Annotated in this window: 20 protein-coding genes, 1 tRNA gene and 1 riboswitch; of the genes, 9 read left to right on the top strand and 12 right to left on the bottom strand. The window is 56.4% G+C overall.

What is annotated here, in order from left to right:
- The first annotated feature begins 112 nt into the window (after nt 1-112).
- Nucleotides 113-1,234, top strand: a complete 1,122-nt coding sequence (gene mutY / locus DBV39_RS16575) for an A/G-specific adenine glycosylase (protein WP_193853078.1) — start codon at nt 113-115, stop codon at nt 1,232-1,234.
- On the opposite strand, the gene rodA is transcribed toward mutY, so the two are convergent.
- The 5 genes from rodA to DBV39_RS16550 form a co-directional block, all read right to left on the bottom strand.
- Complete coding sequence (gene rodA / locus DBV39_RS16570) at nt 1,209-2,366, bottom strand: rod shape-determining protein RodA (protein WP_108622487.1); 1,158 nt, start codon at nt 2,364-2,366, stop codon at nt 1,209-1,211. The genes mutY and rodA overlap by 26 nt on opposite strands.
- Entirely contained in the window at nt 2,363-4,234 is a 1,872-nt protein-coding gene (gene mrdA / locus DBV39_RS16565) for a penicillin-binding protein 2 (RefSeq protein WP_108622486.1), read from the bottom strand. The genes rodA and mrdA overlap by 4 nt, the downstream gene beginning before the upstream one ends.
- A 15-nt stretch (nt 4,235-4,249) precedes the next feature.
- Nucleotides 4,250-4,810, bottom strand: a complete 561-nt coding sequence (gene mreD, locus DBV39_RS16560; protein WP_108622485.1) for a rod shape-determining protein MreD — start codon at nt 4,808-4,810, stop codon at nt 4,250-4,252.
- On the bottom strand, nt 4,788-5,729 hold the full coding sequence (gene mreC / locus DBV39_RS16555) for a rod shape-determining protein MreC (protein ID WP_108622484.1): 942 nt from the start codon (nt 5,727-5,729) through the stop codon (nt 4,788-4,790). The genes mreD and mreC overlap by 23 nt, the downstream gene beginning before the upstream one ends.
- Nucleotides 5,730-5,800: 71 nt before the next feature.
- A complete protein-coding gene (locus tag DBV39_RS16550) occupies nt 5,801-6,844 on the bottom strand; it encodes a rod shape-determining protein (protein ID WP_108622483.1) in 1,044 nt (347 codons plus the stop codon).
- Nucleotides 6,845-7,107: 263 nt separating this feature from the next.
- Between DBV39_RS16550 and gatC the strand changes: the two genes are divergently transcribed.
- Genes gatC through gatB form a run of 3 tightly spaced genes read left to right on the top strand, consistent with a single transcriptional unit; the run spans nt 7,108 to nt 10,403 of the window.
- Nucleotides 7,108-7,416 carry an Asp-tRNA(Asn)/Glu-tRNA(Gln) amidotransferase subunit GatC gene (gene gatC, locus DBV39_RS16545; protein WP_108622482.1) on the top strand — a complete coding sequence of 103 codons (309 nt, stop codon included), beginning with the start codon at nt 7,108-7,110 and terminating at the stop codon, nt 7,414-7,416.
- Nucleotides 7,417-8,949 (top strand): Asp-tRNA(Asn)/Glu-tRNA(Gln) amidotransferase subunit GatA, encoded by a 1,533-nt coding sequence (gatA, locus tag DBV39_RS16540; protein ID WP_108622481.1) that lies wholly within the window; start codon nt 7,417-7,419, stop codon nt 8,947-8,949.
- A complete protein-coding gene (gene gatB, locus DBV39_RS16535) occupies nt 8,946-10,403 on the top strand; it encodes an Asp-tRNA(Asn)/Glu-tRNA(Gln) amidotransferase subunit GatB (protein ID WP_108622480.1) in 1,458 nt (485 codons plus the stop codon). The genes gatA and gatB overlap by 4 nt, the downstream gene beginning before the upstream one ends.
- A 90-nt stretch (nt 10,404-10,493) precedes the next feature.
- On the opposite strand, the gene pyrE is transcribed toward gatB, so the two are convergent.
- Nucleotides 10,494-11,192: an orotate phosphoribosyltransferase gene (gene pyrE / locus DBV39_RS16530; RefSeq protein WP_108622479.1), complete on the bottom strand. Its 699-nt coding sequence runs from the start codon at nt 11,190-11,192 to the stop codon at nt 10,494-10,496.
- A gap of 60 nt (nt 11,193-11,252) precedes the next feature.
- Between pyrE and DBV39_RS16525 the strand changes: the two genes are divergently transcribed.
- Nucleotides 11,253-12,050 carry an exodeoxyribonuclease III gene (locus tag DBV39_RS16525; RefSeq protein WP_108622478.1) on the top strand — a complete coding sequence of 266 codons (798 nt, stop codon included), beginning with the start codon at nt 11,253-11,255 and terminating at the stop codon, nt 12,048-12,050.
- A gap of 103 nt (nt 12,051-12,153) precedes the next feature.
- Nucleotides 12,154-13,026 carry a universal stress protein gene (locus DBV39_RS16520; protein WP_159079008.1) on the top strand — a complete coding sequence of 291 codons (873 nt, stop codon included), beginning with the start codon at nt 12,154-12,156 and terminating at the stop codon, nt 13,024-13,026.
- 128 nt (nt 13,027-13,154) lie between these two features.
- On the opposite strand, the gene DBV39_RS16515 is transcribed toward DBV39_RS16520, so the two are convergent.
- The 3 genes from DBV39_RS16515 to metX form a co-directional block, all read right to left on the bottom strand.
- Nucleotides 13,155-14,417: a muropeptide transporter gene (locus tag DBV39_RS16515; protein ID WP_108622476.1), complete on the bottom strand. Its 1,263-nt coding sequence runs from the start codon at nt 14,415-14,417 to the stop codon at nt 13,155-13,157.
- A 10-nt stretch (nt 14,418-14,427) separates the two neighbouring features.
- Nucleotides 14,428-15,027: a methionine biosynthesis protein MetW gene (gene metW, locus DBV39_RS16510; protein ID WP_108622475.1), complete on the bottom strand. Its 600-nt coding sequence runs from the start codon at nt 15,025-15,027 to the stop codon at nt 14,428-14,430.
- Nucleotides 15,020-16,264: a homoserine O-succinyltransferase MetX gene (gene metX, locus DBV39_RS16505; protein WP_108622474.1), complete on the bottom strand. Its 1,245-nt coding sequence runs from the start codon at nt 16,262-16,264 to the stop codon at nt 15,020-15,022. Before metX ends, metW begins: the two co-directional genes overlap by 8 nt.
- A riboswitch (SAM riboswitch) is annotated at nt 16,258-16,336 on the bottom strand. Its footprint overlaps the gene before it by 7 nt.
- 292 nt (nt 16,337-16,628) lie before the next feature.
- On the opposite strand from metX, the gene DBV39_RS16500 reads away from it, so the two are divergent.
- Complete coding sequence (locus DBV39_RS16500; protein ID WP_108623336.1) at nt 16,629-16,859, top strand: helix-turn-helix domain-containing protein; 231 nt, start codon at nt 16,629-16,631, stop codon at nt 16,857-16,859.
- Here DBV39_RS16500 and DBV39_RS16495 read toward each other — a convergent pair.
- Nucleotides 16,834-17,346 carry a hypothetical protein gene (locus DBV39_RS16495; protein ID WP_159079007.1) on the bottom strand — a complete coding sequence of 171 codons (513 nt, stop codon included), beginning with the start codon at nt 17,344-17,346 and terminating at the stop codon, nt 16,834-16,836. The genes DBV39_RS16500 and DBV39_RS16495 overlap by 26 nt on opposite strands.
- A 156-nt stretch (nt 17,347-17,502) precedes the next feature.
- Here DBV39_RS16495 and gshA point away from each other — a divergent pair, with 156 nt between their 5' ends.
- Nucleotides 17,503-19,071 (top strand): glutamate--cysteine ligase, encoded by a 1,569-nt coding sequence (gshA, locus tag DBV39_RS16490; RefSeq protein ID WP_108622472.1) that lies wholly within the window; start codon nt 17,503-17,505, stop codon nt 19,069-19,071.
- A gap of 367 nt (nt 19,072-19,438) precedes the next feature.
- Here the strand turns inward: gshA and DBV39_RS16485 are convergent.
- Nucleotides 19,439-19,513 (bottom strand) — tRNA-Arg (locus DBV39_RS16485).
- Between the two features lie 111 nt (nt 19,514-19,624).
- Between DBV39_RS16485 and DBV39_RS16480 the strand changes: the two genes are divergently transcribed.
- The gene (locus DBV39_RS16480) at nt 19,625-20,602 is read left to right on the top strand and encodes a c-type cytochrome (protein ID WP_108622471.1); all 978 of its coding nucleotides are present in this window, start codon (nt 19,625-19,627) and stop codon (nt 20,600-20,602) included.
- Nucleotides 20,603-21,221: 619 nt separating this feature from the next.
- Here the strand turns inward: DBV39_RS16480 and DBV39_RS16475 are convergent.
- Nucleotides 21,222-22,748 (bottom strand): 3-hydroxyacyl-CoA dehydrogenase, encoded by a 1,527-nt coding sequence (locus tag DBV39_RS16475; RefSeq protein ID WP_108622470.1) that lies wholly within the window; start codon nt 22,746-22,748, stop codon nt 21,222-21,224.
- Between the last annotated feature and the right edge of the window lie 43 nt (nt 22,749-22,791).

Genomic DNA, 22,791 nt, shown 5'->3' with positions numbered 1-22,791 from the left:
ACCGTGGCATGGTTGGTATGCTCGCTTCCCCAAAGGCCAGAGCTTTACATCCAAACTGGTCAGACAATGCATCGTACCCCGCATGAACACGGGTGACACAGACTCCATCATCATGAAAATGACGCCATCATCCACGCGAGACGATCAAGCCCTGAAGATTGCACCAACCCTCATCCGGTGGCAAAGATCTGCCGGGCGTAACCACCTGCCGTGGCAGAACACCGCTGATCCGTATCGCATCTGGCTGTCAGAAATCATGCTGCAGCAAACTCAGGTGGCGACGGTGATTCCTTACTATCAGAGGTTTCTGGAGCGGTTCCCGGACGTCATCAGTCTTGCACATGGATCACTCGACGAAGTGATGGCGCTTTGGGCAGGTCTTGGCTATTACAGTCGTGCGAAAAACCTGCACGCATGTGCAAAGCGGATTGAACAAGACTGGCAGGGATCATTTCCGCCTGACAGTCGCTCACTGGAAACACTACCGGGCATTGGACGCTCCACGGCTGCAGCGATAGCAGCCTTTTGCTACGGAGAACGAGCGGCCATACTGGATGGCAACGTCCGGCGTGTATTCTGTCGATTTTTCGGGATCGAAGGCGACCCTGGCAGCCGCCAGACGTTGCTCGAACTTTGGGCGCTTGCAGAACTGGCTCTGCCGAGTTCGTCCTTCATCGAGACACAACCCGACGGAATGCGCCGCTACACGCAGGGCCTGATGGATCTGGGTGCCACCGTCTGCACACGAAGCCGCCCGGACTGTCAGAGCTGTCCCTTGAGAACTGACTGTACGGCAGTCGCCACGGGTCGAACGGACTCACTGCCAACTCCGAAAAAACGCAAAATCCGTCACGAGAAAGATGTACACGTTCTACTGATGACATGGCAGAACGCTGTCTATCTGCATCGCCGGCCAGACAAGGGCATCTGGGCGAACCTGTGGAGTCTGCCTGACGCACCGACCGAACCGGACCTGAAAAAAGTGTTAACCACGCTGGCAGACAAGATCGTCCCAAGGCTCGAGCCGATGGCCGCGTTCTCCCATGAACTGACTCATTTCCGGATGGTGATCAGACCTTGGCGTGCCAGCTTGCCAGACGACGCCGCTCTCCCTGCCCTCACGAATACTGATCGCGAGCAATGGGTGAAACTCGAGGAGCTCGGGCGATACGGCATTCCAGCAGCCATCCGGCCACTGATTGAAGGCATCACCCAGACTTGCCATTTCTCTTAGTTTTTAACGATTGTTCACCGCTAATTCCCATCAGCAATCCAAGCGCAACGGCCATCGTCAGTAGTGCCGTACCTCCGTAGCTGAAAAGAGGCAGTGGCACACCGACGACAGGCAGTATGCCGATGACCATTCCGACATTCACAAAAACGTAAATAAATACAATCATCGAGAGACTGCCAGCAAGCAATCTCCCATAAGTTTCCTTGGCTTTGGTTGCGATATATAGCCCTCGCGCGATCAGCAACATGAAGAGAAACAGCAGCGAGACTGCACCAAACAATCCGAATTCTTCCGCAAACACCGCAAAGATGAAATCAGTGGTGCGCTCCGGAATAAAGTCGAGCTGAGCCTGGGTCCCATTCATGTAACCTCGTCCATAAAAGCCGCCTGAGCCGACTGCAATTGTGGACTGAATGGTGTGGAAACCTTTACCCAGTGGATCCCGAGTCGGATCAAGCAGAGTACAAACCCGACCCTTCTGGTATTCATGCAGTACCACCCAGTCAGTCTCGGGTGCGCACAGCACATCCTGATAGGTGATGACAGACCCGATACCGATGACACCGGCCATCGCGACTGGCACCAGCAGTTTGAAGCTCAACCCTGCAAAGTACATCACAAAGAATCCGGACAACATCACTAGCAAGGCTGTTCCAAGATCCGGCTGTTTGACAATCAGCACAAAGGGAACGAGGATCGCGATCATCACGACAACAAAATCGTACCAGGCAATTTTTCCGTCACGCTTCTGGAAATACCACGCAAGCGCCATCGGTAGCGCTATCTTCATGAGCTCCGATGGTTGGAGTCTGACAAATCCGAGATCCAGCCAGCGAGTCGCACCTTTGCTGGTTTCTCCAAAAAACTCGACTCCGACTAGCAAGACAAGCCCCAAAGCGTACGCTGCGGGCGACAGTTTCGCCAGCCAGCCTGGTGGCAACAGGGCAACGCCCCACATCACGATCAGTGCGTACACAAAATACCGGCTTTGATCAGCATATCGCCAGTCGGTGCCACCCACCGCTGAATGCATGATAAGCAGACCGATCGAGGACAACAGTATCAGCATGAGCATCAACGGCCAGTCAATGGCCTTAAAGACACGCATGATCGCATTGAACAGGCTGATCATGGTGCTGTCACCACCGCATCAGGTTCGGTTTGCAATAGCCATGCATCCATGACTGTACGAGCAATCGGTGCAGCAGTCTCGCTGCCCCAGCCCCCGTTCTCGACCAGGACGGCCAGCGCGATGGTTGGATTCTCTGCAGGTGCAAAGCCCATGAAAAGAGCGTGGTCACGCAACCGTTCATCCACATCATCCCGGCGGTATTTTGTCCCTTTGAGGTTGAACAACTGGGCGGTACCCGTCTTGCCCGCCGCAGTGTAGGCTGCACCCGCAAACGCGCGCCGGGCGGTACCTTTCTTTGTCACATCGATCAACGCATCATGAACAACCTTGATGTGCTCGGGCTTGATGTCAATCACATGCTCTGGCTCCAGACTCTCGATTCGCCGGGTGTTTCCATGGCGATCTTTGGCGGCCATGACCAGATGTGGACGGTAGTAACGTCCACCATTGGCCAGCACACTGGTTGCCTGGGCAAGCTGCATGATCGTGAACGCGTTATATCCCTGACCAATCACGGCAGAAACCGTTTCGCCCCCGAACCACCTCTGCTGTTCAGGTTTTCTGAACGCTCGACGCTTCCAGTCTGTCGAGGGCAGGACACCCGTGCGCTCTCCCTTCAGATCAATCCCTGTCTGCTGCCCGAATCCGAAAGGTTTCATGAACCCATGCAAAGCATCAATACCGATCTCGGGCGCAAGAGAGTAATAGTACGTATCGGACGAAACAACCAGCGACTTGTGCATGTCGACATGCCCATAGGCCGCCGACCCAGCGTTGCGGAATCGCTGATTGCCCATTTCGAAATAACCTGGATCGTAGATGCGGGTCTTGGCATCACGCTTGCCAAGCTCAAGTGCTGCCAGCGCCACAAAAGGCTTGTACGTCGAGCCAATCGGATACGTACCAAGCAACGGGCGGTTCAGCAACGGGACATCCTCGGACTCGTTGAGCTCACGCCAGCTCTCATGATCAATTCCCCCGACAAAAAGGTTGGGATCAAACGAAGGCTGTGAAACGTAGGCCAGAATCTGTCCGTTCTGTGGGTCAATAGCAACCAGCGCACCCCGCTTGCCCACAAACGTCGCCTCGGCGATTCGCTGCAGACGCATGTCCAGCGACAGCACCAGGTCACTTCCTGGCTCCGGGTCAATTCGATGCAGGGTACGCATCGGCTCACCACGTGCGGTCACCTCGACTGACTCAATGCCAGTCGTTCCATGCAGCGTCTGCTCCCAGGCTCGTTCGACACCCTGCTTGCCGATGATGTCCGTTCCGCGGTAGTTGCCGAGTTCGCCTTGCCCGTCGAGCACCTGCAGATCGGCCTCTGAAATACGTCCAACATACCCAACCACGTGTGCAGCCACCGCACCTTGCGGATACTGGCGAACCCAGCGGGCTTTGAGTTTCACACCTGGGAAGCGAAACGCCTGTGCCGCAAAAAAAGCGCCTTCAAGATCCGTCAGATCATTGCGTAGCATCACTTCGTTGTAACGACCTGAGTCAGCAACTCGTCGTTTGAATAGCCGGATAGAGGAGGGGGAAAGCGTCACAACCTTTGAAAGCTCCTGCAGCAAACGATCGATGCTGTCGACTTCCGCCGGCACAACATCAAGGGTGTAGCTCAGGTAGTTGCGCGCCAGCACCTCTCCGTTTCGGTCGACAATCTCACCGCGACGAGGCGCAATCGGAACGACAGCAGTCCTGTTCCGGTCCGCACGCTGGAGCAGCCCTTCATGTTCCTCGACCTGTAGCACCCACAAACGCATGCCGAGCAAGGAAAACGCAACCAGCACAATCGCTGCCGCGACCCATGCCCGCAACAGAAACCGCCCTTTTTCACGCTGTGCTGCCGACTTGAAATCAAACATAGCAGACTAGGACCATTATCCAACCTCGGAGTTCACATCAGCCAGGCGATGACTCGGCAACAAGAGCAGCCAGCCAATTGGAACCCACAAGCCACTGGTGATCAGGACACCAAGTGCCCATCCCCAGCCTGGCCAGGTACCTGTCAGCCAGGCCGATATCAGCACTGTGAGCGTTCTTGCCACAAAAAATACCACCATCATGTGCAGAGCCTGACTCCAGAGGTCAAACCTGAGAAGGCGGCGATGCAGAATCACCCCGCCATAGCAGGCCAGAACGTAAGTCAGTGCGTACTGGCCAAGCGGACCTCCGTCGTGTACATCCAGGAGCAGCCCGAGGATGAATCCAGTCACCATCCCGACGCGTCTGGCCTCGTGGACGGACCAGAACGCCAGCACGAGCATTAGCAAATCAGGTGCCATATCAAGCAGCCGCCACGGCAGGAGTGCCAGCAGGAATGCGAGAACGATCGATCCCCAGACAAGTCTCGCGTCTGCACGCAATCCGATTGCATCGCCGCCGACACCTTGTGTCTTGAGCAGACCGGCTGACCGTTCAATTCGCTGGCGTGACTGCATTCGATGAACCCTCGTTTGGTGTCACAGATGTCGGGTCGGCGCTATCTTCCGTCTCTTGTTGAGACGCAGTCAGCTCCTCAAGGCCAGGCACTTTCAGTATCAGAAAATGCCTGTATCTCTCTGGATAGGCCGTCGGCTGGGCGACGGCCTTGGCAAACCCCGATGACGAGTCTCGCTCCACCGACTCGACTGTACCCACCGAGATACCCGATGGGAAAGCCCCCCCCACACCGCTGGTAACCAGTACATCTCCCTGTCTGATGTCTGCATCAGATGAAAAGTACCGGACTTCGACCTTACCGTTGCCCGGAGAGCCGAAGGCAATCAGGCGCAATCCGTTTCTAAGAACCTGCACGGGTACCGCGAGTTGCTCATCGGTCAACAACGCGGCCTCGGACGTAAATGGGGTCACTCTGATGACCTGCCCGACAAGCCCGCCCTCATCAATGACCGGCATGCCAGGCTGAATACCATCCCGGCCGCCCTTGTTGAAGACCAGCCGCCGTTGATACGGTGTCGCGGGCTCATACAACACCTGCACCACGACAGTCGGATGTGTGGGCTTACCCTCAACCACACCGAGCAACCGCCGCAGCTGCGCGTTCTCGGTTCCCAGCTGTGCGGCATTGGCGATCACCTGCGCGAGTTCGATTCGCTGACGCTGGAGCGCCTCGCTTTCCTGCTTGAGCAGAGCCGCAGCATTGGAGTAATCCTGGATAACAGTGACGGCATCGCGAGGGAGCATCACAACCCGCTGAAACGGATACATCACGACGCTCAGGCCTTGCCTGACAGGTTCTGTATAGCGTGAGTGTACGTCCAGGACAAGTAGCACCAGTGAAAGGATCACCAGAAATACAAGCTTGACCTCAGCCGGCACTCGACGCCTGAAGAGCTCAAGATTGACTGAAGCTGACATGGACTTTCCTATGACAAGCCAGCCCTGCGTTCAACCGCTGGGCCAGGCTTCGCAACACCGGACCAAAAAGTTCAGTCGTCGATGAAGATGGCGCCAAGCTGCTCCAGATGCTCAAGCGCATCACCGCACCCACGCACCACGCATGTGAGAGGGTCCTCGGCGACTACGACAGGTAGTCCGGTCTCTTCCTGAAGCAGACGATCCAGATCGGCCAACAGTGCGCCACCACCAGTGAGCGCTATGCCCTTGTCCGTGATATCCGCACCGAGTTCCGGAGGCGTATTCTCCAGCGCAATCTTGACAGCCGAAACGATCTGGTTGAGCGGATCGGTCAGGGACTCGAGAATCTCGTTTGAGGAGACTGTGAAGCTGCGCGGCACCCCTTCTGCAAGATTCCGGCCTTTAACCTCGATCTCCCGGACTTCGGATCCTGGAAATGCAGAACCGATTTCCTTTTTGATCAGCTCGGCAGTCGGCTCGCCGATAAGCATGCCATAGTTCCGGCGAATGTAGTTCACAATCGCCTCATCGAACTTGTCACCACCGACTCGGACAGAACCCTTGTAAACCATGCCACCAAGAGAAATGACTGCCACTTCGGTCGTGCCACCGCCAATGTCGACCACCATGGAACCGCTCGCATCGGAAACATTCAATCCGGCGCCTATGGCAGCCGCCATCGGTTCCTCGATCAGGTAGACCTGGCTGGCACCGGCACCGAGCGCCGACTCACGAATGGCCCGGCGCTCGACCTGCGTCGAACCACACGGCACACAAACGATGATCCGGGGGCTGGGGGCCAGCATGTTGCGGGGGTGGACCATGCGGATGAACTGCTTGAGCATCTGTTCGGTCACGGTGAAGTCGGCAATCACGCCGTCCTTCATGGGACGAATGGCCTCAATGTTGCCAGGGACACGACCAAGCATCTGCTTGGCATCTCGTCCGACAGCCTGAATGATTCGACGTCCACCTGCACCACCTTCGTGCCGGATTGCGACCACAGATGGCTCGTCCAGCACGATCCCTTTGCCACGAACGTAGATCAGCGTATTGGCCGTACCGAGGTCAATCGCCATGTCGCTGGAAAAATAGCTACGAAGGAATCCAAACATGCAAGAAAGCCAGAAAATGGGAAAAGAATGGGCTACTGTAGGCAACCCTCGGGAGCAAAAGGCAATTGTCAAGATAAAGACTGCTGCCTGCGCTCTACCAGAGACAGGGAATGCGGCAACCCAACTAGTAGCCGATTATGATAACTTATAATCTCGTCAAGCATGCGTACTTAGTTGCGCCTCTAAGTAATTCAACGACAGGGATTTTTGTGGGTCGTGCAACGGCCCGATCCCACAGAGGACCCCTCAGCTTGCAGGAACCTATGGCACTGACAACAGAAGACGTGGCGCGTATTGCCCGCCTTGCCCGTCTCGAACTGAGCGAAGAACAGTCCACTCTGATGCAGACTGAACTCAACCAGGTGCTCGATCTGATCGAAACACTGCAGTCGGTTGACACGACGGGTGTAGAGCCCCTGACACACCCGCTATCGGCACTTCAGGATATCGAACTGCGGCTGAGAACAGATGAGGCACTGCCAACAAACTCCACTGAAGCAAGGCGCCAGCTGATGGCAAACGCGCCCGCACAGGAAGAGGGTCTGTTCCTTGTTCCTCGCGTTATCGAGTAATTGATGAAAACAGCTCTCAACTCATTTACCGGAATCCGGGATCTCGGCGCGGCGTTTGCCGCACGCAAGCTGAGTGCCGTAGAACTCGCCCAGCAACTTTTGCAGGATATCGAATCCCAGCAATCCCTGAACGCATTCGTAGACACCAATGCAGATCTGACGCTTGATCAGGCCCGATCCGCGGAACAGATCAAGCACGACAACCCTGACAATCTGCTGGCCGGCGTCCCGCTTGCCCACAAAGACATCTTCGTGACGCAAGGCTGGCGCACAACCGCGGGCAGCAAGATGCTGCAGAACTACACAAGTCCGTTCAACGCTACTGTTGTCGATTCACTAAAAAACGTGGGCACCGTCTGCCTCGGCAAAGTCAGCTGCGACGAGTTTGCGATGGGATCGGGTAACGAACACTGCGTGTTTGGCCCAGTACTGAATCCCTGGGATCCTGACGTGGTTCCAGGCGGTTCTTCTGGCGGTTCGGCAGCGGCAGTTGCGGCAGGGCTTGTCATGGCAGCAACTGGCACCGACACGGGCGGCTCGGTCAGACAGCCGGCAGCCCTGTGCGGTATCAGCGGAATCAAACCGACTTATGGCATGGTTTCGCGTTTCGGGATGATCGCCTACGCATCCAGCCTGGACCAGGCGGGCGTGCTCGCGCGCAGCGCGGATGATCTGGCACTGCTGCTCGACTCGATAAGCGTGTTTGACGAGCGGGATGCAACCTCGATCCAGAAGTGTCATGGACAGGCTAACGCACCCGGCCGCATCCTTTCCCACTACCAGGGTCTGCTCGATTCTGCAGACCCCCGGCAACCGCTCAAAGGGTTGCGCATCGGAGTTCCTCGCGAATATTTCGACGACGGACTCGACGCTGGCGTTGGGCAAGCCGTCCAGGAAGGCATTGATCAGCTGGTCGGACTCGGAGCAACCCGGGTCGACATTTCCCTGCCCAACACCCGGCTGTGCATTCCTGCCTATTACGTGATCGCCCCAGCCGAGGCCTCCAGCAACCTGGCTCGCTATGATGCGGTACGCTACGGGCACCGAACCCAGCATTACAAGGACCTTGAGCAGATGCAGGCAAGGTCCAGGACCGAAGGGTTTGGCGACGAAGTCCGCAAGCGAATCATGATCGGCACCTACGTTCTCTCTCACGGTTACTACGACGCCTACTACCTGCAGGCGCAGAAGCTACGCAGGATGATTGCCCAGGACTTCAATCAGGCCCTCACCGAGCAGTGTGATCTTATTCTGGGGCCTGTAAGCCCGACCGTCGCGCCGGCCATTGGCAGCCAGACATCAGACCCGACCGCCGAATGGCTTGGGGACATCTACACCCTCGGCGTGAACCTCGCTGGACTGCCTGCCATGTCGATTCCCTGCGGCTTTGCAAAAGGCCATCGGGGCCAGGATCTGCCGGTAGGTCTGCAGCTGATCGGTCATTATTTTGATGAAGGCAGGTTGCTTGCTGTGGCAACGCAGTTTCAGCAACACACAGACTGGCATCAGCGTCGCCCGGGAGTCAGCCAATGAAATGGGAAGTTGTCATCGGCCTGGAAACGCACGTCCAGCTAGCCACTCAAAGCAAGATTTTTTCGCGCAGTTCGACCCGCTATGGTGCAGCCCCAAACACCCAGGCAAACGAAGTCGACATGGCATTACCGGGTTCATTGCCCGTACTGAACCGGTCGGCAGTCGAGTGTGCCATTCGTCTGGGACTGGCGGTTCAGGCTGACATCGCACCGCGATCGATCTTTGCGCGCAAGAACTACTTCTACCCGGATCTGCCCAAGAACTACCAGATCAGCCAGTACGAGATCCCTGTCGTGAGCGCAGGGGTGATACATTGCGTGGTCGATGGTGAGCCACGACAGTTCGAACTCACTCGCGCGCACCTGGAAGAAGATGCGGGCAAATCTATTCACGAGAATTTCACCGACCCTGCGGGCCTGGCCTGCTCGGGCATAGACCTGAATCGTGCAGGCACCCCTCTGCTTGAGATCGTTTCCGAACCCAACATGCGATCAGCCGCTGAAGCCGTCGCATACGCAAAAGCCCTTCACGGACTGGTCGTCTGGCTAGGGATCTGCGATGGCAATATGCAGGAAGGCTCATTCCGGATCGATGCCAATGTATCCGTACGTCCAGAAGGACAGAAGGAGTTTGGCACCCGCACGGAAACCAAGAACGTCAACTCTTTCCGTTTCCTCGAACGTGCCATTCTGTACGAGGTGGAGCGTCAGATTGACGTCCTTGAAAGTGGCGGCACAATCATCCAGGAAACGCGTTTGTACGATGCCGACCGGGACGAGACTCGTAGCATGCGTAGCAAGGAAGATGCACATGACTACCGGTATTTCCCTGATCCGGATCTACCCCCGCTGGTGATCACACAGGAATGGGTCGACCGTGTTCGCACCGAGATGCCCGAGTTACCACAGCAGATGCTGAACCGGCTGACAGCAGATTACGGTCTGTCCCATGCGGATGCGCAGCAGATATGCCAGGACCTGGATACGGCCCGATACTTTGAAGAGCTGGTCAAAGGGCTTCCCGACGGTCAGGCAAAACTTGCCGCCAACTGGCTCATGGGCGAGGTCGCGGCTGCACTGAACAGGGACGAGATGGAGCTGGCGAGTTGTCCGGTTTCCCCCGGCACGCTGGCAGGACTTCTCGTACGGATTGCCGATGGAACCATCTCGAACAAGATTGCCAGAGAGGTGTTTGCCGACATGTGGCAGGACGGCGACTCAGCGAACGCCGATAGCATCATCGAGAAAAAAGGACTCAAGCAGATCAGCGACACCGCAGCGATCGGAGCAATGGTCGATGAAGTCATTGCAAACCATGCCGCCATCGTCGAGGAGTATCGCGCTGGAAAGCAGAAAGCCTTCAACTCGCTGGTTGGCCAGGTCATGAAGCTCGCCAAAGGTAAAGCCAACCCCGCGCAGGTCAACGAACTACTCAAACAACGCCTCGACGGATGACGATCCAGTAACTGCTGACACAGGAATCAGTCCCCCGGCACCCGCCTGAAACATGCCCGCACGGAGAACTCCCTGCGGGCATGTCTGTTTTCAGAACGAACGGCTGTCTTTAATACCGTACCGGTCGCGATACGTCAGCACCGCCTGCTCGTGCTCGGCAAAGGTCGGATCGGTTGCAAGCAAGGTCAGGATGTCGGTGAGGTCCGCGATGGCGATGACAGGCAGGCCATACCTTTGCTCGACATCCTGCACGGCGGATCCGGGTGTCAGGTCGCCATCAGGCCCTGCGCGTTCCATCCGGTCGAGCGCAATCAACACACCAGCCGGCTCAGCTCCCTGCGCACGAATGATATCGACCGACTCGCGCACCGAAGTGCCGGCCGTGATGACGTCATCGACAATGACGACACGACCTTGTAGCGGCGCACCAACCAGCAAGCCGCCTTCACCGTGATCTTTGGCTTCTTTGCGGTTGAAGGCAAACGGCACGGAACCGACGTTTGCCTGCGCAACTTGCGCCAGCGCCATGGCAGTAGCCGTCGCCAGCGGTATTCCTTTGTAGGCTGGGCCAAACAGCATATCAAAGGGCAAACCAGACTCGATCAGGGCATGTGCGTAAAATTGCCCCAATCGTCCGACACTGGCTCCCGTGTTGAACAATCCGGCATTGAAGAAGTATGGACTGTATCGACCAGACTTGGTCAGAAACCGGCCGAACTTGAGCACACCTTCTTGCAGCGCGAAGCGCACAAAAGTTTCCCGGTCATACGATGGTGGATTGTTAGGCATTTGACACTTGGAGCGTGAATTGTTGGATCAGCTGTCATTATCTCACTCAAGGGGAATTCTGTGCTTCGTGTGACTTCAATAAACGTTAATGGCCTGCGCAGCGCCTTTCGCAAAGGGCTGGCAGACTGGCTTGCCATCAACCGGGCAGACGTGGTCTGCCTGCAGGAACTCAAGGCACACGCACAGGATCTGGATGAGTCTCTCACCGACCCTGCCCCTTACACCGGGCACTTTCACTTCGCACAGAAGAAGGGCTACAGCGGCGTCGGACTTTACCTGAATGCACAAGCCGAACAGGTACACCCCGGCATCGGTATTCCCGAGTTCGACCACGAAGGAAGGTTGATCGTCGCCCGCTGGCCTGGACTCACCATCGCTAGCGCGTATCTGCCTTCAGGCTCCAGCGGAGATGAACGACAGGCGGTCAAGATGCGATTCCTGGATGCCTTTCTTCCATGGCTGGAAGACCGCATGAAGGAGCACCGCGAAAGCGGGCAGGAATTGATTGTGTGTGGTGACTGGAACATTGCGCACAAGGAGATCGACCTCAAGAACTGGCGTGGCAACCGCAAGAACTCCGGGTTTCTGCCAGAGGAGCGCGCATGGCTTGACCGGATCTTCGAAGAGATCGGCCTGGTCGACGTGTTCCGCAAGCTTGAACCAGGCGAGGATCAGTACACCTGGTGGAGCAACAGAGGGCAGGCCTGGGCCAAAAACGTGGGCTGGCGCATTGACTATCAGATCGCAACACCAGGCATCGCAGGAAAGGCCTCCAACCCAAAGATCTACAAGGACGAAAGATTCTCGGATCACGCTCCCCTGACCATTGACTACGATTGGCAATTGCCAGTGATCTGACCTGGCGTATTACAGCTGAAACCAGACAGATCTGCACAGTACTTGTCCAGCATGCTGCTGGACTATGATTATCCCTTTGACATCAGCCTGCACCGGAGACTCCATGGCTTCGCAATCTACTACCGCTAGCGGTCCGATCCTTCTGATCACCGATCTCAGTCCACGCTGTGACCGCGCTCTGGATCGGGCAGTCAGTCTGGCCAGACATCACAACGTGAAGCTGATTGCTCTTCACGTCATTGAGCCCTCGTTTCTGAGTCGGCTCATTCTTCCGTCCTGGGCGACGGTACACAAACAGCATCAGGAAGTGGCTCAGCAAAGGCTGGCCGACGACCTCAAAGGTGCTGATGTCGAACTCGAGGTTCTGGTCGAGATTGGCTATCCCATTGATGTGATCAAGGATGTCACACAGAGTCATCACTGCTCGATGATTGTCTCAGGCACAGCCAGAGATGAGTCCCTTGGCCGAATCATGCTCGGCAGCACCGTAGAACGCGTGGCACGTGAAGCAGAGACTCCTCTTCTGGTTGTGAGAAACCGCCCGGACGCAACCTATCATCACGTGCTTTCCGGAACCGACTTCTCAGGCAGCTCACGCCACGCACTGCAGACCGCAGCCACACTGATTCCATTCGAGATGATGACGGTGTTCCACAGCTTTGACGAAGTGGCTGGTGTGCGCGATCTTGACCAGGCGACGATCGATGAACGAACCCGTCATCTGCAAAAGGAGGCAGAGGACTTTGTGAAGCAGACAGAGGGACTTGACCCACAAAAACTGCCTGCGACGGTTGTCGAATTTGGCGCTCCCGGACAGACGATTCCCCGTTTTGTTCAGGAACATCACATCGAACTGGTGGTGCTGGGCACGCATGGCGCGACAGGGATTCTCAAAACTGCGATGGGCAGTATTGCAGAGCAATTGCTGACACTGCTGCGCTGCGATGTTCTGATCGTCAGAGCGAAACGCAGCTGATCAAAAATGACTGAAAATGCGGGTAGAAGATCGTGGATGACTTCTCATCACAATTCCCGCAGGCAAGGCCTGAAGGATCAGGGCTGTTCCACTTGGCGACAGACTCGACAGTCGCCGGTTGTCAATCGTCAGTTAGCTCGATCCTCTTGCATACCTTGCATATCGATTCGCTCGATATCTGCCCGCCGGATCCACAACAACCAGATTCCGGGCAGCGCGATCAGCACGGTCACGAGAAAAAATCCGGGCCAGTCCAGCTTCTCAACCAGTGGTGGTGTGAGCGGGCCTGCAAGATAAGTACGACCGACCGCTGAGAGTGCTGAGAGAAGAGCAAATTGCGTCGCAGAAAACTCCTGCTTGCACAGCCCCATCAACAAAGCAACAAAGGCAGCAGTCCCCATTCCGCCACACAAGTTCTCAAGCGCGACACCGGCTGCCATCAGCCATACGTTGTGCGGTCCCACGGCGATGACCCAGTAGCCGAGATTTGAGACAGCCTGTAGCCCCCCGAAAAACAGCAACGACCTGAACAAGCCCAGACGAGCCATCAAGGCTCCACCAAAAAGCGCACCTAGAATAGTCGCACTCAATCCAAGTATCTTGTTGACCGTACCGACCTCGGTCGGACTGAACCCGGCTCCCCGAATCAGGAACGTTGTCGACAACGCACCTGCAAAGGCATCTCCGAGCTTGTAAAGAACAATCATCAGCAGCAGTGCCCAAGCCTCTGGTCTGCGAAAAAACTCCCCCAGCGGCGCTGTTACAGCCTCCTCCAGCGAACGAGGGGCCTGCCCCGGATTAGATGGTTCAGGCGCCCACAACGTTGCGAGTGCAGTCAGCAACATCAGACCGCCCATCAGGGAATACATACTCGACCAGCCTAGCCACTGATCAGCAACGACCAGCGCAAAGCCACCAGAGACCAGCATTGCCAGACGGTATCCAAGCACCGAAAGTGCCGCCCCCGCCCCGCGTTCATAAGTGGCCAGCACGTCTGTCCGATAGGCGTCGAACGCAATATCCTGGGTCGCGGACAGAAACGCCACCAGCACCGCCATCACTGCAATCGCACCCAGCGAGGTCGCCGGTGAAATCTGCCCCATCACAAGCAGTCCGAGCGCCAGCAGCACCTGCGTGATGAGCATCCACCCCCGTCTGCGCCCCAGAAACCCAGGGGAGTATCGGTCGATCAGAGGTGCCCAGATGAACTTCAGCGTGTAAGCCGTTCCTACTAGCGTCAGAAAGCCGATTTCCTGAAGAGAAACGCTTTCGACTGTCGCCCAGGCTTGCAGCGTTCCACCGGTCAGGGCCAGTGGCAATCCACTTGCAAACCCTAAAAACAACAGAGGAGAGACCCGTCTGCCGACATAGATACTCAGCGGAATGGACATCAGACCTCGTCTAGGTGAAAGACTTTGAAGTAAACCGGTACAGGGCTAGCGTCGCGCGCCATCCGGCGAGCCACTTCACTTCAGATTTGGGACCGTAGGTCGCTCGCTCCAGAATCTGCAGCCCCAGTTTTGTGGCGAGATCCTCGAAGTCCTTGATTGTGCACAAATGAATGTTGGGCGTGTTGTACCAGGCGTATGGCATCTGTCCAGTGACGGGCATACGCCCGCGCAGCAGAGAAATGCCGTGCGGAAAATACCCGAAATTTGGGAACGAAACGATACCGTAGCGCGCAACCCGGGCCATTTCGAGCAGAATATGCTCAGTCTTGTGCATCGACTGAAGGGTCTGGGACAGCACCACCGTGTCAAAGCATTGATCAGAAAACAGAGCAAGACCTTCCTCAAGGTTCTGCTGAAGCACATCCACGCCGCGCTGGGTGCTGGCCAGCACCCGATCATCATCGATCTCCACACCGACGCCAGTCACATTGCGTGTGAGCTTCAGATGTTCGAGAAGCGCGCCATCCCCACACCCAAGATCCAGCGCGCGCGAACCCGGATCAACCCACTGGGCAATTCTCAACAAGTCGGGGCGAAGGCGGTTATTCATGATGGCCTCCAGTCCGGGAAAGCTTTAGCGCCTTGTCGATACGCTCGAAGTACGCCCGCACGACACCGTGGTATCTCGGATCAGTGAGCAGAAACGCGTCGTGCCCGTGCGGGGCATCAATCTCCGCATAGGTCACAGGTCGCTCGTTGTTCAGCAAAGCCTGAACGATCTCCCGCGAACGCGAAGGGGGAAAGCGCCAGTCTGTCGTGAAGGACACAAGTAGAAAGTCCGCTGTTGCAGCAGAGAGTGACCGCGTCAGATCCCCTCCTGTATTTCTCGCGGGATCAAAGTAGTCAAGCGTCCTGGTGATGAGAAGATACGTGTTGGCATCAAAATACCGGGAGAACTTCTCCCCCTGATAGCGCAAATAGGACTCCACTTCGAACTCGACGCCATAGTCATAACGATAAGCGCCGTTTTCAGCAGGCTCGCGACGTGTCCTCCCGAACTTCTGGGCCATGTCGTCGTCCGACAAGTATGTAATGTGACCAATCATTCTCGCAACGGTCAACCCACGCTTGGGGACGACACCATGCGCGTAATAGTCCCCCTCATGAAACTCCGGATCAGTGATGATGGCTCGGCGGGCAACCTCGTTAAAACCGATGTTCTGTGCAGACAGCTTTGGAGTACTGGCAATGACAATGCAATGCGCGAGTCTGTCCGGACAGGTGATGGACCAACTCAAAGCTTGCATCCCGCCTAGCGAGCCGCCCATCACAGCAGCGAACCGCTCGATTCCGAGTCGGTCCGCCAGGCGGGACTGCGCACGGACCCAGTCCTCGACGGTCAGCACGGGAAACGCAGCCCCCCAGGGCTTGCCGGTTTCAGGACGAATCGAGGCTGGCCCGGTCGATCCGAAGCAGGACCCGAGGTTGTTCACACCGATCACGAAATAAATATTGGTGTCCACCGGCTTTCCAGGGCCAACCATGTTGTCCCACCAGCCAAGCTGATCAGGATCATCCTCACTGTAGCCCGCAACGTGGTGAGAGGCGTTCAGTGCATGGCAGATCAAAACAGCGTTTGACCGGTCTGCGTTCAGCGTGCCGTAGGTCTGCACAGCCAGCGTGTAATCACTCAGGGACTGGCCACTGTCTAGCGGCAGTGGCTCCTCAAAGTGAAAGTACTCGGTTCGGACGATTCCGACTGAACCTGGGATGGCGGTTTCAAGTGTCTGAACGGATATGCGTTCTGGCTGACTCGACTGCAATTGTGGCGAGAGTGGTTCTGTCATATAGACGGACCTCTTTAGCTGGATTTGTGAGGCGCCCGCAAGCGGATCAAGCAAATCGGCGCCATTCGAAAATTGTCTGCCCAGTTTACCATCCAGGCCCCGCATGCGGACAGCAGACACTCTGCAAGCGCGTCACAGGTATCGTACGAACCATCATCAGCATAGCCTCCCAGACTGCCAGAAAGGCAGAGCATGACGTAGACCGTCACGCATTGAGCCATGACTGTCTTGCGAATATGTCACACTAAAATTAATGCAGCATCCGGATTACGCCTGCTTCCCGGACATGCCAGCCGGCAACACCGGGCAACAGCAATCGCTGCACGACTTACGTGTTCAACTCAACTTCAGGAGAAAGACCAACATGACCAAAGCACCTCTATCCAGACGAGAGCTGCAATGTCTGGCATGGGTGTCCCAAGGAAAAACGAGCTGGGAGATCGGTACGATACTTGGACTCAGCGAAAGCACTGTCAACTTTCATTTGCGCAACGCAAGCCGCAAACTCAATGTTTATGGGCGTCAGGCATGCATCGCGCAAGCCTGGAAACTTGGACTGCTCGACCCGTCTATCGTAGAGAAAGAGACCCAGTGAACTCCCGACCGATCTGCTCGGACAGCTCCTGTTCGGGCCCTGAAGCCATCATGCGAACGATGATATCCCGATGCTCAACTATTCTTCCCACCACTCGCAAAGGACTGGCTGACTGCTGCGACACAACGACAAACGTCTCACCCTTGAGCGCTTGTTTGCCGGGCTGTTCTCCAAGACTGCGAAACAGCGATTCCGTCATTTCGAGGCGGATCGCCGCGCGGGTCCCAGGGCTCAGATCCGCTGGCAGGCGGGCGTACCCCAAGGCAAAAATGCTGCTGTCCACCCACGCGCTTTCAACGGTGAATTCCATATCGACTCCGGCCAGCGTGATCGTTCTGGATTGTCCGTTCACCTTGGCAGGAAACGCAGCAACAGCCAGTCCGTCTGCGACGGGAATTTCGCGCCAGTTGTACTCCGGATAGCAGCCGGCGAGAGCCACTGCCGCAAGCAGAATCAGGGTGCGCCCCCATACACGACAGGATTTCATGGTAGCCAAAAACATCTGAACCTGACCCTCAATATTTTGTGCATCCCACAAGTCAGGGACTCACGTACAATCGAACCGCAACCGCGGACAAGACGAGTCGAGTCTCCAGCAGGAGCCGACCTTGTGAAAATTTTAATGACTTAACAGGAAAACCGCTTGCTTACGAAGCTACAAAAACGCCTAGCAGCCATAGAGCAGTCGCCCGGGCTTCTGTCCCGGTGCCTGCGCGGTCTTGAAAAAGAGGGGCTGCGCACCAGCCCGACTGGCCATCTGGCCATGACACCGCACCCGGTTGCGCTGGGCAGCGCATTGACGCACCCCCACATTACCACTGATTACGCAGAGTCGCTGCTGGAGCTGATCACGTCGACGCACTCCTCTGTCGACAGCCTGCTGCAAGCGGTCGAGTGGGTTCATCGCCTGACGGCTGACGGACTCGGTGACGAGTTACTGTGGAACCATTCGATGCCAGCCATCCTTCCTTCCGAGGAGGACATCCCGATCGCCTGGTACGGTGAATCCAACACCGGCATGCTCAAGCACGTCTACCGCCGGGGGCTCGCCCACCGCTACGGCAAAACCATGCAGTGCATTGCCGGCATTCACTACAACTTTTCATTTGATCCGGATTTCTGGGAGCATCTTGATCTGGAAGGCGAATCTGCCCAGACTCGCGCCTCAGCAGGGTATGTCAGTCTCATCCGGAATTTCGTGCGTCATAGCTGGTTGTTGATGTACCTCTTTGGCGCATCACCAGTGCTGAACAAACAGTTTGTAAGAGGCAAACAGACGAGTCTGCAAGAACTGGATTCCGATACGCTCTATCTGCCCTGGGCAACCAGTCTGCGAATGAGTGACCTGGGTTATCAGAACAAGGCGCAGTCCACACTCAAGCCCTGCTACAACGACCTGCCAACCTTCTTGCAGCGCATGTACGAGGCTGTGGCCACGCCATGGCCAGAGTACCAAACCATGGGGACCCACCAGAACGGAGAGTGGATCCAGCTCAACTGCAACCTGTTGCAAATCGAAAACGAGTATTACTCGACGATCCGACCCAAACGGACAACCGGACGTGGAGAAAGACCCATCACCGCGCTATCAGAGCGTGGGATTCAGTACATCGAAGTCCGGTGCCTGGACATCGATCCATTCGAGCCAGCAGGCATCAGCGCACACACGGCTCGCTTCATGGACGCCTTTCTGTTGTTTTGTGCATTACAGAGCAGCCCGGACTTTGGCGAGGACGGATTCTGCCAGGAAAGTGCAGAAAACTTCAGCACGGTCGTCAAGGAAGGCAGAAAACCGGGGCTTGAGCTTCGGCAAGGTGGCATTCCCATCACACTTAGTGGCTGGGCGGAGCAGATATTTGAGGGCATCCGGGCATGCGCCACCCTACTGTCAGAACAGACCGGGGATCCCCTGTATCTTGAAGCGCTGGATTACCAGCACGCCAAGGTTCTGGATATTTCGCTGACACCTTCAGCGCGGGTGCTGGAAACACTCAAAGAGACTCACAGTTCGTTTCACGCATTCGGTCTTGAAACCTCGCGCGAGTACACACTACATTTCAAGCGTGCAGGTCTCACGGAGGCAGAGCGCAAGCAGGCTGAACAGATGCGGCTCGCGTCTGTTCAGGCGCAAGACGAGTTCGAGGCCGATCGCTCTGTCTCGTTTGAAGAATACGTCCGGCAGTTTCACGCGGCACTCAAGGCACCCATGTAGATGACCGTGCCGACGGCTGGCCCTGACATCTCCATCCGTCATGGTCAGGCCTGACGGTCCGGATTGCACAGCGTTCTCAGAACTGATTGAATACTTTTGAAATGCACGCCAGACCGGCCCGACACACTGGATGATTGCACATCGAATCACGTATCAACATCTGTTTCCAGACACTTGCCCGACCGTTCTGACATAGACTGAGCCTGTCAAAGGGTACTGCCCTCCAGGAATAATCAGACGATAAATCAGAGCCAGCATTCGACGCTGCCAGAATCAAGACGGCCACGCGAAGGAAATGAAGGAGAAGGAAAGAAATGAAGAAGGAGAAAGAATTGAAACAACGCAAAGCAGGAGGGGCGGGGGAAAGTGGCGCGCCCGACAGGAATCGAACCTGTATCGAGAGCTTCGGAAACTCTAATTCTATCCATTGAACTACGGGCGCCAAGTCCTGAATTATACCCATAACGAGCAATCCTGCTTGAGCTTGTCGGCACAGCCCGCATTATCGGTATAATTCTCGGGATTTCCGCCATTGCAACTTAGGGCCTGCCTCATGAGTCAATCTCACGAACATCAGCAAGAACACATAGAAGAGCACGAGTCTCCGATCAAAACGCCCAAGCAATTGATCGTGACTGTATTGCTGGCATTTATCGTTCCTATCATCATCATCTTCCTGCTGGTGAGCTGGGTCACCTCTGGCACGCGCACTGCCGCGGGTTCGGATACCCTGGGACCCGAGGCAACCGCCTTGCGGATCGCGCCTGTGGCCCGGATCGAGCTGGTCGACGCCAGCGCACCCAAAGTGATGCAGACTGGCGAACAGGTCTATAACGCCGTCTGTGCAGCCTGTCACACCTCAGGCGTCGCGGGCGCCTGGAAGTTTGGTGACAAGGCCGCCTGGGCTGGTCCAATCAGCACCGGTCTCGAAGCCATGATTACCGCTGTCACCAACGGCAAGGGTGCAATGCCCCCGAAAGGCGGCAACCCGAGCCTTGACGATCTCGAGATTGCCCGTGCAGTCGTCTACATAGCGAACGCAGCTGGTGGTGATTTCCAGGAGCCGGCTGAAGCTGCTTCCGACGAATCGGCCAGCGAGGAAAAACCTGCCGCGACTGAACCTGCACCTGCACCTGCACCTGCACCTGAAGCCAAGCCGGCAGCCGATGCGGCTCCGGCTCAGGCTCCTGCCCAGGAAACTGCCCAGGCCGCAGCATCGCCTGCTTCTGACGAGTCCACACCAGCAGCAACCCCGGCTGCGGCTGCGCCGGTGGTAGCGGATGCTGACCTGGCGCTAGGTGAGAAAATCTACAAGCAGGCTTGCTTCGCCTGCCATGCCGCAGGTGTTGCGGGCGCACCCAAGCTTGGAGACAAGGCAGCCTGGGGTCCCTACATTGCAACCGGCATGGACGCAATGGTCTCGGTCGTGATTAGTGGAAAAGGCGCCATGCCTCCCAAGGGTGGCCTGGCCAGTGCAAGCGAAGGTGACCTGCGCGCTGCAGTTGCGTACATGGTCAGCAAGTCTCAGTAACATCGTCTTGCGAGGCAGCACCAGAATCACCTCTGCCTCGCACTGAACGACCTGAACGGATCAAGAGACGTGTATCGCTAGTGAAGCAGGGTGGCATCCCTGAGTTGTTTTAAATAGAAAAAGGAGCAGCCATGCTGCTCCTTTTTCTATTTCGGATGTGCGACCAGCATAAGCGTACTCTTAGGGGTGAAAGTCCCGTCAGAAACTGGTCACAACGAGCGATGTGAAGTGCAACTGTATTCGGGCGATCAGGCCAGGAACCGCGAAGATTTCGTGACCACCACTGCGAGGTGGCGTAGATGCGGCGGTTATGTGATGAAGATATGTGTTTCTTACTCGGGCAGATCTCGCCTTCTGACTGAAGAGGCAACGGCTGTGCCTGAACGAGCAGTCAGCAGAGAACATCATCACAAGCTGGGCCGCAGATGCTGAAATTTGTGGTGAAGGTCTGAAGGACAGGGAGGCAAGCCCTCTGGTCATCGAAACGAAAAAGTGTCCGAGTCGGGAGTAACACAAGCCCTGACAGTCTAACCAACCATTTCAACCACCCAGTGCGGATCTGCGGTGCGGGAGGGGTGCAGTCCGTGAGGATTGCTCCCCATCCCGATAAGGAGAGATCTCAGACCGTCGCTGGGCTCTCCAGCAAAGAACGCTCCAGCAAAACCCTGCGTCTCAACCAGAGACTGGGCCGGTAACGCATATCACCGGTAACAGTTTGCATGTTCTCCAGAATCTCCAGAACCCTTGAAGTGCCCAGACTGTCGCCAAGACTGAGCGGGCCCGCCGGGTAATTCAGACCTAGCTTGACCGCCCGATCGATATCGGCAGGCGTCGCAATACCCTGCTGTGCAATCTCACATGCGATGTTGACGATCATGGCCTGGATGCGCTGACCAATGAAACCTGGTGAATCCTGGATGATGCTGACTTGAACCTGATCCATCGAAAAAATCGCGTGCGCCACATCACGCCAGTGTGGCGAGGTGGTCATGGCCACCATCAAGGTGCGGTGCCGCTGAGGAGACATTGCACCAAAAGTATCGAGACCGATGGTTCTCTCTGGATCCAGACTTTGCTCTGCAATCGCTGTCGCCACATCCTCACCGTACGGTGTCACGACAATCAGACTGTCCTTGTCAGGATGATTCCCCGTCTGGATAGCAGCACCGAGCTGCCTGAGCCAGGCCGTCGCGATCGAGTGCCCGTGCGGATGCTCCGGGCTGACCCAGACACTGGGTAGAGAATCAAATGCCGGCACTGGATCCAGCTCGGATTCAAGCTTTTTTCCATTGGCATACTGATAGAACCCGCCACCACTCTTGCGTCCGTAAAGTCCTGCAGCAACCCGCACGGCGCCCAGCGGTGATGGTCTGAAGCGGGTTTCATCGTAAAACTGCTGGTAGATTGACTCCATCACAAAGTGCGAAACATCCAGTCCGGTGAGATCCATCAGTTCAAATGGTCCCATGCGAAATCCACACTGTTCTCGCATGACCCTGTCAACTGTTTCGTAGTCAGTCACTTGTTCCTGGACCACACGGAACCCTTCCGTACCAAGCCCTCGTCCGGCATGATTGACAATGAAACCGGGCATATCCTTGCAGCGCACAGGCGTGTGTCCCATCTGTCGAGCGAATTCCATCAACACATCACCGACAGCTGGATCTCCGCGGGTCCCGTCGATCACTTCCACGAGCTTCATGAGCGGGACGGGGTTGAAAAAATGGAATCCGGCAACACGCTGTGGATGTGTACAACCCGACGCAATGGCAGTCACCGACAAGGACGATGTGTTAGTCACAAGAACGCATGACTCGCTCACAACCCCTTCAAGCTCCTTAAACAGTGATTGCTTGATATCGAGGCGTTCAATGATCGCCTCAACCACCACGTCGCATCTGGCAAGTTCGGACAGGCTTTGCGCAACGTGAAGGTTCTCGACAGATTCCCTTGCTGCGCTCTCGGTCATTCGGCCTTTGGCAACCAGACTATCCCAGACCTTGGCGATATCCACCTTGGCGGCTTGTACCGCTTCGGTGCGCTGGTCAAACATCATGACATCGAACCCGGCCTGTGCCGCAATCTGTACAATGCCTTTACCCATGGCGCCTACACCAACTACGCCTACTGTCTTGATCTGTGTCACGAGTTTTGCTCCTTTAGATGATTGCCTGATTCAGGCTGCTTCG

The organism is Orrella marina (genome assembly GCF_003058465.1).
Taxonomy (GTDB): Bacteria; Pseudomonadota; Gammaproteobacteria; order Burkholderiales; family Burkholderiaceae_B; genus Algicoccus; species Algicoccus marinus.
The sequence above is the reverse complement of the archived record's forward strand: the minus strand, read 5'-3'. Positions and strand labels throughout refer to the sequence as shown.